Source organism: Chryseobacterium shigense (genome assembly GCF_900156575.1).
GTDB lineage: Bacteria > Bacteroidota > Bacteroidia > Flavobacteriales > Weeksellaceae > Chryseobacterium > Chryseobacterium shigense.
The window spans coordinates 590,763-603,741 of record NZ_FTNY01000003.1; the positions used below are offsets into that span (position 1 = coordinate 590,763).

Annotated in this window: 12 protein-coding genes; 7 read left to right on the forward strand and 5 right to left on the reverse strand. The window is 37.7% G+C overall.

The window, feature by feature from the left end:
• Positions 1-38: 38 nt before the first annotated feature.
• The 4 genes from sufB (at position 39) to sufD (ending at position 4,379) form a co-directional block, all read left to right on the forward strand.
• Entirely contained in the window at positions 39-1,487 is a 1,449-nt protein-coding gene (gene sufB, locus BW964_RS12170; protein ID WP_076507513.1) for a Fe-S cluster assembly protein SufB, read from the forward strand.
• A 90-nt stretch (positions 1,488-1,577) separates the two neighbouring features.
• Complete coding sequence (locus BW964_RS12175) at positions 1,578-1,982, forward strand: GxxExxY protein (protein ID WP_076507514.1); 405 nt, start codon at positions 1,578-1,580, stop codon at positions 1,980-1,982.
• A gap of 229 nt (positions 1,983-2,211) precedes the next feature.
• Entirely contained in the window at positions 2,212-2,955 is a 744-nt protein-coding gene (sufC, locus tag BW964_RS12180) for a Fe-S cluster assembly ATPase SufC (protein ID WP_073336742.1), read from the forward strand.
• 116 nt (positions 2,956-3,071) lie between these two features.
• On the forward strand, positions 3,072-4,379 hold the full coding sequence (gene sufD, locus BW964_RS12185; RefSeq protein ID WP_185117121.1) for a Fe-S cluster assembly protein SufD: 1,308 nt from the start codon (positions 3,072-3,074) through the stop codon (positions 4,377-4,379).
• 69 nt (positions 4,380-4,448) lie between these two features.
• On the opposite strand, the gene BW964_RS12190 is transcribed toward sufD, so the two are convergent.
• Positions 4,449-5,372: a DUF3078 domain-containing protein gene (locus BW964_RS12190; protein WP_076507516.1), complete on the reverse strand. Its 924-nt coding sequence runs from the start codon at positions 5,370-5,372 to the stop codon at positions 4,449-4,451.
• Between the two features lie 234 nt (positions 5,373-5,606).
• Positions 5,607-6,533 carry a DUF3078 domain-containing protein gene (locus BW964_RS12195; RefSeq protein WP_076507517.1) on the reverse strand — a complete coding sequence of 309 codons (927 nt, stop codon included), beginning with the start codon at positions 6,531-6,533 and terminating at the stop codon, positions 5,607-5,609.
• A 247-nt stretch (positions 6,534-6,780) separates the two neighbouring features.
• On the opposite strand from BW964_RS12195, the gene BW964_RS12200 reads away from it, so the two are divergent.
• From BW964_RS12200 to gdhA, 3 genes are all read left to right on the forward strand, one after another.
• Positions 6,781-7,548, forward strand: a complete 768-nt coding sequence (locus tag BW964_RS12200) for a rhomboid family intramembrane serine protease (protein ID WP_076507519.1) — start codon at positions 6,781-6,783, stop codon at positions 7,546-7,548.
• Between the two features lie 170 nt (positions 7,549-7,718).
• Positions 7,719-8,828 carry a DNA-processing protein DprA gene (dprA, locus tag BW964_RS12205; protein ID WP_076507520.1) on the forward strand — a complete coding sequence of 370 codons (1,110 nt, stop codon included), beginning with the start codon at positions 7,719-7,721 and terminating at the stop codon, positions 8,826-8,828.
• 190 nt (positions 8,829-9,018) lie between these two features.
• A complete protein-coding gene (gene gdhA, locus BW964_RS12210; RefSeq protein ID WP_076507932.1) occupies positions 9,019-10,377 on the forward strand; it encodes an NADP-specific glutamate dehydrogenase in 1,359 nt (452 codons plus the stop codon).
• 227 nt (positions 10,378-10,604) lie between these two features.
• Here gdhA and BW964_RS12215 read toward each other — a convergent pair whose 3' ends face one another.
• From BW964_RS12215 to BW964_RS12225, 3 genes are all read right to left on the reverse strand, one after another.
• Complete coding sequence (locus tag BW964_RS12215) at positions 10,605-10,934, reverse strand: hypothetical protein (RefSeq protein ID WP_076507522.1); 330 nt, start codon at positions 10,932-10,934, stop codon at positions 10,605-10,607.
• 114 nt (positions 10,935-11,048) lie between these two features.
• Positions 11,049-11,537, reverse strand: coding sequence for a YkgJ family cysteine cluster protein (locus BW964_RS12220; protein WP_076507524.1), 489 nt, complete (start codon positions 11,535-11,537; stop codon positions 11,049-11,051).
• On the reverse strand, positions 11,537-12,508 hold the full coding sequence (locus tag BW964_RS12225; RefSeq protein ID WP_076507525.1) for an ion channel: 972 nt from the start codon (positions 12,506-12,508) through the stop codon (positions 11,537-11,539). Before BW964_RS12225 ends, BW964_RS12220 begins: the two co-directional genes overlap by 1 nt.
• Positions 12,509-12,979: the final 471 nt, after the last annotated feature.

Sequence of the window (12,979 nt, forward strand, 5' to 3'; positions counted from 1 at the left end):
TACTAACCTCTAAAAACTAACCTCTAAAATCTATTAAAATGAGTAAATATACTGAAGACGACCTAAGAGTTGATCTTGAAAATAAAAAATATGAATTCGGGTGGGAAACGAAGATCGATTATGAAGATTTCCCAACCGGATTAAACGAAGACATCGTTCGTGCTATTTCTGCGAAGAAAGAAGAGCCTGAATGGATGACGGAATGGCGACTGGAATCTTTCAGAATCTGGCTGAAAATGACAGAACCTGAGTGGGCTAACATTAAATATCAAAAGCCTGATTTCCAAGCGATCCGTTATTACGCAGCTCCAAAAGCAAGACCTGAACTGGACAGTCTTGATGAGGTGGATCCTGAACTATTGAAGACTTTTGCCAAATTAGGAATCAATATCGAGGAACAAAAAAGACTTTCAGGAGTTGCCGTAGATATCGTTATAGACTCTGTCTCTGTAAAAACCACTTTTCAGGATACCTTAATGGAAAAAGGAATTATTTTCTGTTCCATTTCGGAAGCGATTAAAAACCATCCTGATTTGGTAAGAAAATACCTTGGAAAAGTAGTTCCAAGAGGAGATAATTTTTATTCAGCATTGAATTCCGCAGTATTCTCTGACGGAAGTTTCTGCTATATTCCCAAAGGCGTAAGATGTCCGATGGAGCTTTCTACATACTTCCGTATCAACCAGGCAGGAACAGGTCAGTTTGAAAGAACCCTTGTGATTGCGGACGAAGGAAGTTATGTATCTTACCTTGAGGGCTGTACGGCCCCTTCAAGAGATGAAAACCAACTTCACGCGGCCGTTGTAGAGCTGATTGCCATGGATAACGCTGAGATCAAATACTCAACCGTGCAGAACTGGTATCCCGGAAATGAAGAAGGAAAAGGAGGTGTTTTCAATTTTGTAACCAAAAGAGGATTGTGTGAAACAAAAGCAAAAATCTCTTGGACCCAGGTTGAAACAGGTTCTGCCGTAACCTGGAAATACCCTTCTTGTATCTTAAAAGGAGACGGATCCATCGGTGAGTTCTACTCTATCGCTGTAACCAACAATCACCAGTATGCCGATACGGGAACGAAAATGATCCATATTGGAAAGAATACAAGATCAACGATTATTTCGAAAGGAATTTCCGCAGGAAAATCTCAAAACTCATACAGAGGTCTCGTAAAAGTAATGCCTTCTGCAAAGGGAGCAAGAAACTTCTCACAGTGTGACTCTTTATTGATGGGGAATGAGTGTGGTGCGCATACTTTCCCTTATATCGAGATCAAAGATCCTACTGCCCAGCTGGAACATGAAGCTACCACTTCTAAAATCGGAGAAGATCAGATCTTCTACTGTAACCAGAGAGGAATCAACACCGAAAAAGCAATTGCTTTGATTGTGAACGGTTTCAGTAAAGAAGTATTGAATAAACTTCCAATGGAATTTGCTATTGAGGCTCAAAAATTATTGGAGATCTCTCTGGAAGGTTCTGTAGGATAATTATTTAAACATTAAGAAATTAAGTATTTTGCGTTCTTAAAATCTTAGTGTTAAAGAATTGATAAATCAATTTTTTGAAGAAAATTAAAGATGACCAAAACAGAAGTAACACAGCTTTCTTATGACATCATAGGATGTGCCATCAAGGTCCATAAAGAATTGGGTCCTGGTCTGCTGGAAAGTGTTTACGAATTGTGTTTGGCTTATGAATTAAAAGAAAGGGGATTTTTAGTTGATCAGCAAATCAGTACCAAAATCAATTATGGAAAAATTGAGATTGAAACTCCACTGAAAATTGATCTGCTTGTGAACAATACAATTATTATAGAAATCAAAACAGTTGAAAGTTTATTACCGGTACATCAGGCTCAATTGATGACATATATGAAAATTTTGAAAAAACCTCAGGGCCTGCTAATTAATTTTTATACGGATAATATTACTAAATCTATGATTCCTTTAATCAATGAATATTTTACAAAACTTGCAGATTAAGAATAAAACATTGTGGAATTAAGTAGATTTGCAAACCTTAAAGTCCTTCATTCAAATCAATTAATTGGTTTGCTTAAAAAAATAATACATTAGGAAAAACTTAACTTCTTAATGTTTAAAATAAATTAAAAATTGTATTTCATTCGCGGGGCCCGGAACATTTGTGATTAGTGGTTTAGGATTACAAAAGACAAAAATGTCAGTCTGATCTTGCGATAAACTAAAATATATGTTAGAAATAAAAAACTTGCACGCCAAAATTGAAGACGGCGCAGAAATTTTAAAAGGTATTAATCTTGAAATAAAGCCGGGCGAAGTTCATGCTATCATGGGACCGAACGGAGCTGGAAAATCTACACTTTCTTCTGTGATTGCAGGAAAAGAAGATTATGAAGTAACGGACGGAGAAATTCTTTTTCAGGGAGAAAACATCAGTGAAGATGCTCCTGAAGAAAGAGCACACAAAGGGATTTTCCTTTCTTTCCAATATCCGGTGGAAATACCTGGGGTTTCTGTTACCAACTTTATCAAAGCTGCTTTAAACGAAACAAGAAAAGCAAACGGACTATCAGAAATGCCGGCAAAAGAAATGCTTGCAATGATCCGCGAAAAATCTGAGCAATTGGGTATAAAAAAAGATTTTCTTTCCAGATCACTCAACGAAGGATTCTCCGGAGGTGAAAAGAAAAGAAATGAGATCTTCCAGATGATGATGCTTAATCCTAAACTGGCGATCCTTGATGAAACAGATTCAGGGCTTGATATCGATGCCTTAAGAATTGTTGCAGATGGTGTTAATCACTTTAAAAATGAAGGAAATGCAGTTCTTTTGATTACTCACTATCAAAGATTGCTTAACTACATTCAGCCTGATTTTGTTCACGTTCTTGCCAATGGAAAAATCATCAAAACCGGTGATAAATCTCTTGCTCTGGAACTTGAAGAAAAAGGGTACGACTGGCTTCTTAACTAAGAAGAAAATTATTCAGCCGGGATTTTATCAATCCTTTCTGAAAATGCGGAAAACCCGCAGTACATAATATTATTTTTAAATATATAAAATAAGGTGTGATGGCCGAAATATCAGTAATGGCTTTATACGATCAGATTATTGACAATCACGGTGAATTTTTGGAGAGTCTTCATCACAGATTTCTGGATGGAGAGAGAAAATCTGCTCTTCAAAACTTCGAAAACTTAGGTTTTCCGACTAAAAAAGACGAAGAATATAAATATACCAACGTAAAAGAGATCACGGAGAAAAATTATAATTTTTTCCCTAAAGAAAGTCACAATATTACCAGAGAACAGCTGGATCAGCTGCATTTAGGGGAAGAGAATTTTGACTGGATCGTTTTTGTAAACGGTAAACTTCATAAAGAACTTTCGAAAGTTTCTATTGAGAACGTAGAATTTCTTTCATTCAACTATGCATTGAATGACGGGAAACACAAAGAAGTATTTGATAAGTATTTCAATACCATTGCTTCTAAGGATACGGCTTTCACCAACTTAAATCTTGCGTACTGCAAATATGGTTTCTTTTTGAAAGTTCCTAAAAATGTAGTGATCGAAAAACCGATCCACATTTTTTATATTTCTCAAAATCAGGAAGAAAATACATTCTACAATACAAGAAACTTACTGATTGTAGAAGAGGGAGCCAAAGTAGAGGTTATCGAAAGTCACCACAATTTTGACAGTACTTATGTGCTGACTAATTCGGTGACGGAGATCTTTACCTATCCCAACGCAAAAGCTGACTGGCATAAGCTTCAGAATGACAACAATACGTCATATCTTATCGACAGTACTTTTGCAAGACAGGAAAAAGACAGCTTAACGACGGTGAATACCTTCACTTTCGGAGGAAAGCTGGTAAGAAACAATCTGGACTTCATTCATAACGGAAGCAATATCAATTCGTTTATGAACGGAATCACGATCATTGGAAAAGATCAGTTGGTGGATCACCATACAGCAGTGCATCACAATTTCCCGAACTGTGAAAGCTACCAGAACTATAAAGGTATTTTCGACGGAAATGCCCACGGCGTTTTCAATGGAAAAGTATTCGTAGATAAATTGGCTCAAAAAACAAATGCTTACCAGCAGAACAATAATGTTTTACTAAGTGAAGGGGCTTCTATTGATACCAAACCTCAGTTAGAGATCTTTGCAGATGATGTAAAATGTTCTCACGGCTGTACCGTAGGTCAGCTGAATGAAGAAGCGATGTTCTATTTGAGAGCAAGAGGAATTTCCAAGAAGGAAGCTCAAGCCTTGCTTCTATATGCTTTTGCCAATGATGCTATGCAAAACATTGACATTGAGCCGCTTAAAGAAAAAATTTCGAAACTTCTGGCTGAAAAGCTTAAAGTGGATTTAGAGTTTTAGGACTTATATAAATTGATACCAAGAAAGCACTTCAGTAGAAGTGCTTTTTTATTGATATTTGGTGGAGAATTACTTCTTCATCCAGGACTGATTATCTTTCTTATCAGAACGTTTCTTCCCATTATCTATATTGTAGGCGAAGCCAACTCCCAATGTTTGTTTAAGCTGTGTTTTCTGGATCTGATTGTGGTCATACAAGAGATCCAGTGTTATATTGGTTGAAATGAACTTATTGATCTTCATGTTAAGGATTCCGCTGTACCCAAGCACCAGATGGTCAGGATGGTCAAGATAGTTTGAAAATACCGATGCGGTATTAGTCAGATTAATATTATCCATGATCTTGATCTTGTATATAGCTGTGCCCAAAAAACCAAACTGAAACAGAGAAGAATCTCCGCCATTTTTAAGACCGTATGTTCCAGCTGTCTGAAGATCTTCATCCAGAACAAAAGCCCATCTTGCGTTGGCAGGACGAAGGGTCATCGTAAAGTTATCATTAGGACGATAGGTAACACCGGCACCGATATTAAGATATCCCGGAGCCATAAAATTGGAGATCTTTTTGGCATCGGGATTATTTCCGTCTTCATACCCTCCTGCAAATTGTGTCTGAAGACCAATACCTCCTGAAATATACCAGTTTTTGGCAAATTCCCTTCCATAATTGGTTGACAAATTGATTACATCTTGTGTTTTTCTGGTACCGATACCTTTTGTATTGTTCTGCCCATACCCCAGAATAATAATGTTTTCCCAAAGGTCTTTCCCTTTTTCGTAGGTAAGATTATAATTCACTCCGGCAAGCCAGCCCACATTATTGGCTCCTCCACCTACCCAATTGGAGAAAGCTGCCTGATTGAGCATTAATGTATTCTGACCCTGGATAGACCATGCTTTTACCGTATCTGCTGTAGCGGCATCAGTTTTGGTTTCCTGGGCCATTGTGCTTATTCCAAAAGATATGGAAGCGGCCAATAAAAGTTTTTTCATAAGTAAGGATTTTTCGTTACAAAAATATACATATAATTTTTGTTAAAAAACTAATCACTCATCTTTGAAATATGAAAACTATTATTTAATACATTAAAAACACGCATGTTACTCTCAAAAAAAGCAATAAAAAGAGTAAAATGAACTTATGAAAACTTAAAATACCTTATGCTCAGGCGACAAAAAAAGCACCTCGTACTGAAGCACTTTTGTATAGGATAAATCAATTGTAATCTATTTTTTAATCCACCATTGACTGTCTTTCCGGTCAGAACGTTTTACCCCATTATTCAACATATAAGCGAATCCTATTCCAAGTGTCTGCTTCAGCTGAGTTTTCTGGACCTGGTTATGATCATAAAGAAGATCCAGCGTAATGTTGGATGAAATAAACTTATTGACCTTAAAATTCACAGCGGCTCCGTACGCAAGAACAAGTCTTTCCGGATGATCCAGATAATTGGAAAATACGGAGGCCGTATTGGTAATATGCACATTCTCCATCAATTTCACTTTATATAATGCCGTTCCCAGGAAACCGAATTGCAGCAAGGAAGTGTCTCCGTCGCTTTTCAATCCATAGCTTCCAGCAAACTGAAGTTCTTTATCCAGCACAAAGGTCCATCTGGCGTTGGTAGGACGAAGGGTAACCGTCAAATTATCATTAGGCCTGTATGTGATACCCATCCCGAGATTCAGATAGCCCGGAGCCATAAAATTGGATATTTTTTTTGCCGCAGGATTATTGCCATCTTCATATCCGGCGGCAAACTGTGACTGCAGCCCCGCACCTAAAGAGAAATACCAGCTTTTGGAAAATTTACGCCCATAATTGGTAGAGATATTGATTACATCCTGCGTTTTTCTTACTCCAAGACCTTTTGTATCGTTTTGCCCATAATCCAGAGCAATAATATTCTCCCAGAGATCATTGTCTTTTTCATAGGTGATATTGTAATTCACCCCGGCAAGCCATCCTACATTGTTGGCTCCCCCACCCGCCCAGTTTGAAAAGGCGGCCTGATTGATCATTAAACTGTTTTTTCCTAATACCGACCAGTATTTTACCGTATCTACGACTACTGAATCTTTTTTCAATTCTTCTTGTGCACTTGCATAAATCCCCATAGAAAAGGAAAGAATCAATAAAAACTTCTTCATTATTTTACATGATTTTCATTACAAAAATATTAATATAATTTTTTTTAAAGCAAATTCAGGTTGATAAAAACCTTTAAATAAGCAAAATTCATTTCAGACAACCAAAAACAAGCCAGTTTAATACCAAATATTAAGTTCTGTATTTTAAAATTGGAACCTTTTGTCTTAAAATACAGCGTCCTGATCCTTCTACATCGACAAATTTTCCGAAATTTATCATTGGCTTTTGATTTGACGTACCCTCCACATGTTTAAAAATATAATTTCCAAAAGAGCTGTTATAACTCCATTGCTGATGCTGTCCGCAATGTGGTTCGGCTACTTTCTGCAGATGCAGGGCTTTTTCCAAAGCTGTTTTGGGGCCATTATACCTTTATTACCGGAAGGCTTGCTGGGCGTTATCACAGCTCCTCTTCTGCACGGAAATATTGATCATATTATAGGAAACTCTATTCCGGTAGCCGTTCTTCTGTTTCTGCTCTACCAGTTTTATCCATTAGTAGCCAATAAAGTCTTTATTATCGGCTGGCTGGCTACAGGGCTGCTTGTATGGATGCTCCCTCCAATAGACATCCTTACGGGCGACTATATGTACACCTGTACTATTGGTGCCAGCGGGATCGTGTACGTTCTTGCATTCTTTCTGTTCTTCAGCGGTGTTTTTAAATGGAATACGAAACTGCTTACCATATCGCTCCTTGTTGTCTTATACTATGGCAGCTTGATTTGGGGAATGTTTCCCGAGGAACTTTTCTACACGATGCAGGAGCCTAGTAAGATCTCATGGCAGGCCCATCTTTCGGGAGCTGTTGTAGGAAGCATTATTGCCTTTGCCTTTAAAAATGTTGGGGAGAGAAAGAAAAAATACATCTGGGAATTTCCTAATTATTATAGCGAAAAGGATGATAAATTGTGGCAGGAATACAAGGAAAACCATCCTGATGACTTTCTGGAACTGCCTTATAAAAAAAGAGATGATATCTGGGATCATTTGGATGAATTAAGAAGGAAGTAAAGGGACAGGAAGACGTTGAGGGAAGCTGGAATTTACTGGGACATGCGATAAGTGCTTCTACAAGTAATCAACGCGCCTCTGGCTATTCAGTAGGAGGAATAACCTGGATCTTTAGGCTTGCTGACAATATTCAAGTCAGGTTATTTTATTACATTTGAAAAAAAACACACATGATCCCGGAAGAATATCTTTATGCCATCGCTCTGCGCGAATGCAGCCTGGTTGGCGACATCAATTTCCATAAACTTGTAAGAACCTTTGGAAGTGCAGAAGAAGCCTGGAAAAGAGCAAAGAAAGAGTATAATATAACAGACGGTATCGGCAAAAAAACAGTCTCTGATATCGGTAATGTGAACTATTTGAAATTTGCAGAAAGGGAAATACAATTCTGTGAAAACAATAACATCACGATTTTGCTTCGATATCTTAATGAACTTCCTCATTTGCTCAATGAATGTGACGACTGTCCTGCCATTCTCTATCAAAAAGGAAATTTTGACGATTCATTGCAGAAGATCAGCATTGTAGGAACACGAAATATGACTGCATATGGTAAGCAGTTCATCGGTGAGTTCTTCGAAACCACAAAGACCTCCAAATACATATCAGTCAGCGGATTAGCTCTTGGCGTTGATAAGGAAGTGCATGAGCAGTCTATTCAATATAAAATACCTACTGTCGCTGTGCTCGCTCATGGTTTTCATATGCTTTATCCTGCTAAAAATAAAAGACTCTCCGAGAAGATTCTGGAAGAGGGCGGCGCATTGCTCACCGAATTCAATTCATCCCGAAAACCGGACCGCGAAAACTTTATTCAAAGGAACAGAGTGATCGCAGGAATTTCGCCTTCAACCATCGTTGTTGAAACGGGATTCGGAGGCGGTTCTGTGAGCACGGCAGCTTTTGCCAATGATTACAACCGGGAAGTTTTTGCGCTGCCCGGAAAAATCACAGATCCTTATAGCCAGGGATGTAATCAATTGATTTTCCAGAATAAAGCATCCGCTATTTCTACCATAAAAGATCTTGTGGATTCATTGGGATTCAATCATTCAAAAGAGAAAGTAGCCGAGCTGTTTCCTTACTGTGAGATAAGTATACAACTTACTGAAAATCAAGAATCCGTTTATCAGTCGATCAAAGCCAATCCTCAGGTATCTCTTGATGATCTGGCAGAGATGATTTCAATGCCTTCTTATAAAATTCTTCCTGTAATTTTGGAATTAGAGCTTTTGGGGAAAGTAAAATCATTTTCCGGGAGGCAATTTAGTGCAATTTGAGAATTAACGATTTCTTAATATTGCATTATTTGAGACGTAACTTTTAATTTTCAACAAAATTTGATCATTAATTATCAATTTAATAATATTTCGGAACATTATTATTTAATTTTCAGCAATGTTGAAATACAGTATTGTGAATCTTGAAAAAAAAATTAAATTTGTTGACAATAATATTCAACCCTACTATATGGAACAATATAATATTGACCAGAAAATCCAGGAGTTTATTGCCAAGATTGAAGCAAAAAATCCAAATGAACCAGAATTTTTACAAGCCGTAAAAGAAGTAGCTGTGACTGTAATTCCGTTTATTATGACCAAAAAGGAATATACAGGAATGAAGCTTCTAGAGAGAATGGCTGAAGCTGAAAGAATCATTATCTTCAGAGTTCCATGGGTTGATGATAAAGGAGAGATCCAGGTAAACAGAGGATTCAGAATCCAAATGAACTCTGCGATCGGACCATACAAAGGAGGAATTCGTTTCCACCCTACTGTAAACCTTTCAGTTCTTAAATTCCTTGCTTTCGAGCAGGTATTTAAAAACTCATTGACTACTCTTCCAATGGGAGGAGGTAAAGGAGGTTCAGATTTTGACCCACAAGGAAAATCTGATATGGAAGTAATGCGTTTCTGCCAGGCTTTCATGACTGAATTATGCAAGCATATCGGTCCTGAAACAGACGTTCCTGCAGGAGACATTGGTGTAGGTGCCCGAGAGATCGGATATCTTTTCGGACAATACAAAAAAGTAAGAAACGAATTTACAGGAGTACTTACAGGAAAAGGTCTTGCGTACGGAGGTTCACTTATCCGTCCTGAAGCCACAGGATATGGAGTAGTATACTTCGCAGAGCAGATGCTTAAAACGATCAATGAAACATTCAAGGATAAAATTGTAAGTGTATCAGGTTTCGGAAATGTAGCTTGGGGAGTCATCAAAAAGGCAACTGAGCTTGGGGCTAAAGTTGTGACAATCTCAGGACCGGACGGTTACATCTACGATAAAGACGGTATCAGTGGAGATAAAATTGATTATTTATTAGAACTTAGATCTTCTGGGAACAACAGAGCTGAAGACTATGCTAAAAAATATCCTTCTGCTGAATTCCACGCCGGAAAACGTCCTTGGGAGGTTAAATGTGATGTTGCATTCCCGTCTGCTACTCAGAATGAACTTGATCTTGAAGATGCTAAAGTTTTGGTAGAAAACGGATGTGTTTGCGTTACTGAAGCAGCCAATATGCCTTCTACATTAGATGCGATCAACTATTTCCTGGATAATAAGATATTATTCTCTCCTGGTAAGGCTTCCAACGCTGGAGGTGTTGCTACTTCAGGTCTTGAGATGACCCAAAACTCTATCCGTCTTAACTGGACTTCTGAAGAAGTTGACGCAAGACTGAAAGAAATTATGATCGGAATCCACAAGGCTTGCAGAGACTATGGAAAAGATGAAAACGGCTACGTAAACTACGTGAAAGGTGCAAACATTGCCGGCTTCGTGAAAGTTGCAGAAGCAATGCTAGCTCAGGGTGTAGTATAAAAATAATAAAGGTTGGGAAAGTTCCCAGCCTTTTTTGATAAAGCCTGTTCCCGGGATAATGGGAAAAAAGTAAAAAGTGAAAGGAGAAAGCGCGGTACCTGTATCGCGCTTTTTTATTTTTAAGGCTGAATGATAGCCTCAAAAATATTAACAAGAAATTTATTTAAAGATTATAAAAAATCCTGAGACATTGTGCCTCAGGATTTCCTTTCTACTTTATTCAATATTTACTTCGATGACTTTGCTTTTTTCTTGCTTTTTCTCTCTTCTTTCGTGGCCTCCGCAGGTTTAGCAGTATCTGTGGTCGTTTCCGTATTTACTGTTGCTGTAGCATCAGCTGTTGTGGTAGGAATTGCTGAGCCATCTACTGTTGCGGTTGCTGTAGTGTTTTGTTTCTGTGCATCTGCAGAACTGTTGGTTTGTGTATTCTGCTGTTGAGTTGGGGTGGTATGGTTGTGAGTGGTATCGGCTGGTTTCTGAGGTTGTGTCTGTGTTTGTGCCGACACTGCGATTACACCGACTAAAGTAAACGCTGCTGTTAAAACTAACTTTTTCATACTATTAATATTTAAATGGTTGTTTAAATTAAACGACACATTTTTTATTAAATTATATGTAATCATCTTATTTAACGTACTTTATCATTATTTAAGAGATTTTACAAAGGGGTATTACTTTGAAATATTCTTCATCATCTTTTCCACGAATTCAAATGCAGCTGGGCAAATAACAGTGTTTTTCATCATAAGATCATTGATCTGATAGATCTTTTTACGATCTGTATGCGGGTACTCACGACAGGCTTTCGGCCTTACTTCATAGATGGAACAGGTATTGTCATTATTCAGAAAAAAGCACGGAAGATTCTGGAGTACCTTATCATTATCTTCATCCACCCTTAAAAACTTTGATTCAAAATCAGCCTGCTTCATACGCAGGTGCTTAGAAATGCGTTCAATGTCTTTTTCGGTATATAGAGGTCCGGTTGTTTTACAGCAATTGGCACACTGCAGGCAATCTATTTCATCGAAAACTTCATCATGGGTTTCCTGAACTATATAATCGAGGTTTTTGGGCGGTTTTTTTTTCAATCCGTCCAGAAATTTTTTATGTTCCTTCTGCTTTTGTAAAGCCTGCTTTTTATAGAGGTCTAAATTCATTATTCATGATCTGCAGCCATAGCCGGGAGATCTGTTTTTTGATATTCGTTAATTTTATCCAGATCCAATATGGTTGTCTGGTCATGATTATCCGGATAGTACATGGGGGCAAACTTAGCTCCATAAACAATTTCTTGTGAGACATACGAAGATCTCTGCACCACCGTATTGGAAAAGACTTCATCAAAAGCACGGACCTGGACAATAATTTCAATATCTGTATTTTGAAAATCTTCTTCAGAAAAGCCATAAAATGGTGAGTCTTTTTTGATCTCATGAACCACAGTCCAGTTCAGCGCCAGCGTATTAATTTTGCTTAAATGAGTCTTTAAAGCATAAAAATTACTTTTCGGAGCTCCATTTTCAATCACTTCAATCGCTGCAGAAACAATCACCTCAGCGTCAGTTAAAGCATTATTTTTGAAAGGCGCCAGCCTGAACATTAGAGCCCGTGAATCTTTGAACGGCGCGATCACTGCAATATCCGAAAATCTTAGATAAGCCCTGGGACGTGAGAATCTTCCGTAAAAAAGTCCGGTTGCAATGGCAAAGGTAAGCAATCCCAGAAAAGCTTCAAAAGTAGCGACCAGACTTGCTGTAAAACCCACTGGTGCAATTCTTCCATAACCCACCGTAGTAAAGGTCTGTGAACTGAAGAAAAATACATCAATGAATTCATTCAGAGGATCACTTTTATCAATCCCTGTAAGATGCTCTACTCCAATGAGATAATAAATCAATGCGAATGCCAGATTAATCAGAATATACGCGATCACCAGATAGGAAAGAAAACGGAAGGTCGACAGGTTCAGCATCGTGTGATACCAGCTTAGCCTATTGAATACATTCACGCCTCTTCGCTTTACATTTGGAAGTCCGTCTTTATTGATAAACCTTCCTGATGCATTGCTTCCAAAACCACTGTTTTCGGTATTTTTCTGACGAATCTTCTGTCTGAAACCTCTTGCCATTGTTCTATTATTTTTTCTACTGACCTGAATGTAAATGAGGGAATCCGAATTTATTATTTTCTCCTTTTACGATGCAAAGATAAAATATTGTTTTCATGAAATGTATCCAAAGCTTTTAATAAAGTGCTTTAGAACAACTTAAATATAAATAGTTACCTAAATTAGTGCAGGATTCTTTTGCAAAAGCGATCACTATTACACTGAGATAATACATCACATAAATGGATTCCAAAGTTTCTCTTTTTTGTTTCGAATCAGTTCTGGCATATATATCCGTAGTCTGGATATTTGCATGACCAGGAAAATCTCGTATAAAAAATATATTTACTCCTAACTGAACAAGATGTACTGCTTTAATGTCTTAAAGCATGAGGACTTGTAAGCTGATGAATAATTTCAAGATTAATCAATCTGGCTGAATTAGCATACTTTTTTAAAATGTGTGCATAGCATGAAGTAATCACTGAGCAG

Coding starts and splice junctions, on each gene's coding strand:
- BW964_RS12190 (WP_076507516.1), bottom strand. CDS start 5,372: ATGAAAAAACTTTTATTGGCCGCTTCCATATCTTTTGGAATAAGCACA.
- BW964_RS12195 (WP_076507517.1), bottom strand. CDS start 6,533: ATGAAGAAGTTTTTATTGATTCTTTCCTTTTCTATGGGGATTTATGCA.
- BW964_RS12200 (WP_076507519.1), top strand. CDS start 6,781: ATGTTTAAAAATATAATTTCCAAAAGAGCTGTTATAACTCCATTGCTG.
- dprA (WP_076507520.1), top strand. CDS start 7,719: ATGATCCCGGAAGAATATCTTTATGCCATCGCTCTGCGCGAATGCAGC.
- BW964_RS12215 (WP_076507522.1), bottom strand. CDS start 10,934: ATGAAAAAGTTAGTTTTAACAGCAGCGTTTACTTTAGTCGGTGTAATC.
- sufD (WP_185117121.1), top strand. CDS start 3,072: ATGGCTTTATACGATCAGATTATTGACAATCACGGTGAATTTTTGGAG.
- BW964_RS12225 (WP_076507525.1), bottom strand. CDS start 12,508: ATGGCAAGAGGTTTCAGACAGAAGATTCGTCAGAAAAATACCGAAAAC.
- BW964_RS12175 (WP_076507514.1), top strand. CDS start 1,578: ATGACCAAAACAGAAGTAACACAGCTTTCTTATGACATCATAGGATGT.
- BW964_RS12220 (WP_076507524.1), bottom strand. CDS start 11,537: ATGAATTTAGACCTCTATAAAAAGCAGGCTTTACAAAAGCAGAAGGAA.
- gdhA (WP_076507932.1), top strand. CDS start 9,019: ATGGAACAATATAATATTGACCAGAAAATCCAGGAGTTTATTGCCAAG.
- sufC (WP_073336742.1), top strand. CDS start 2,212: ATGTTAGAAATAAAAAACTTGCACGCCAAAATTGAAGACGGCGCAGAA.
- sufB (WP_076507513.1), top strand. CDS start 39: ATGAGTAAATATACTGAAGACGACCTAAGAGTTGATCTTGAAAATAAA.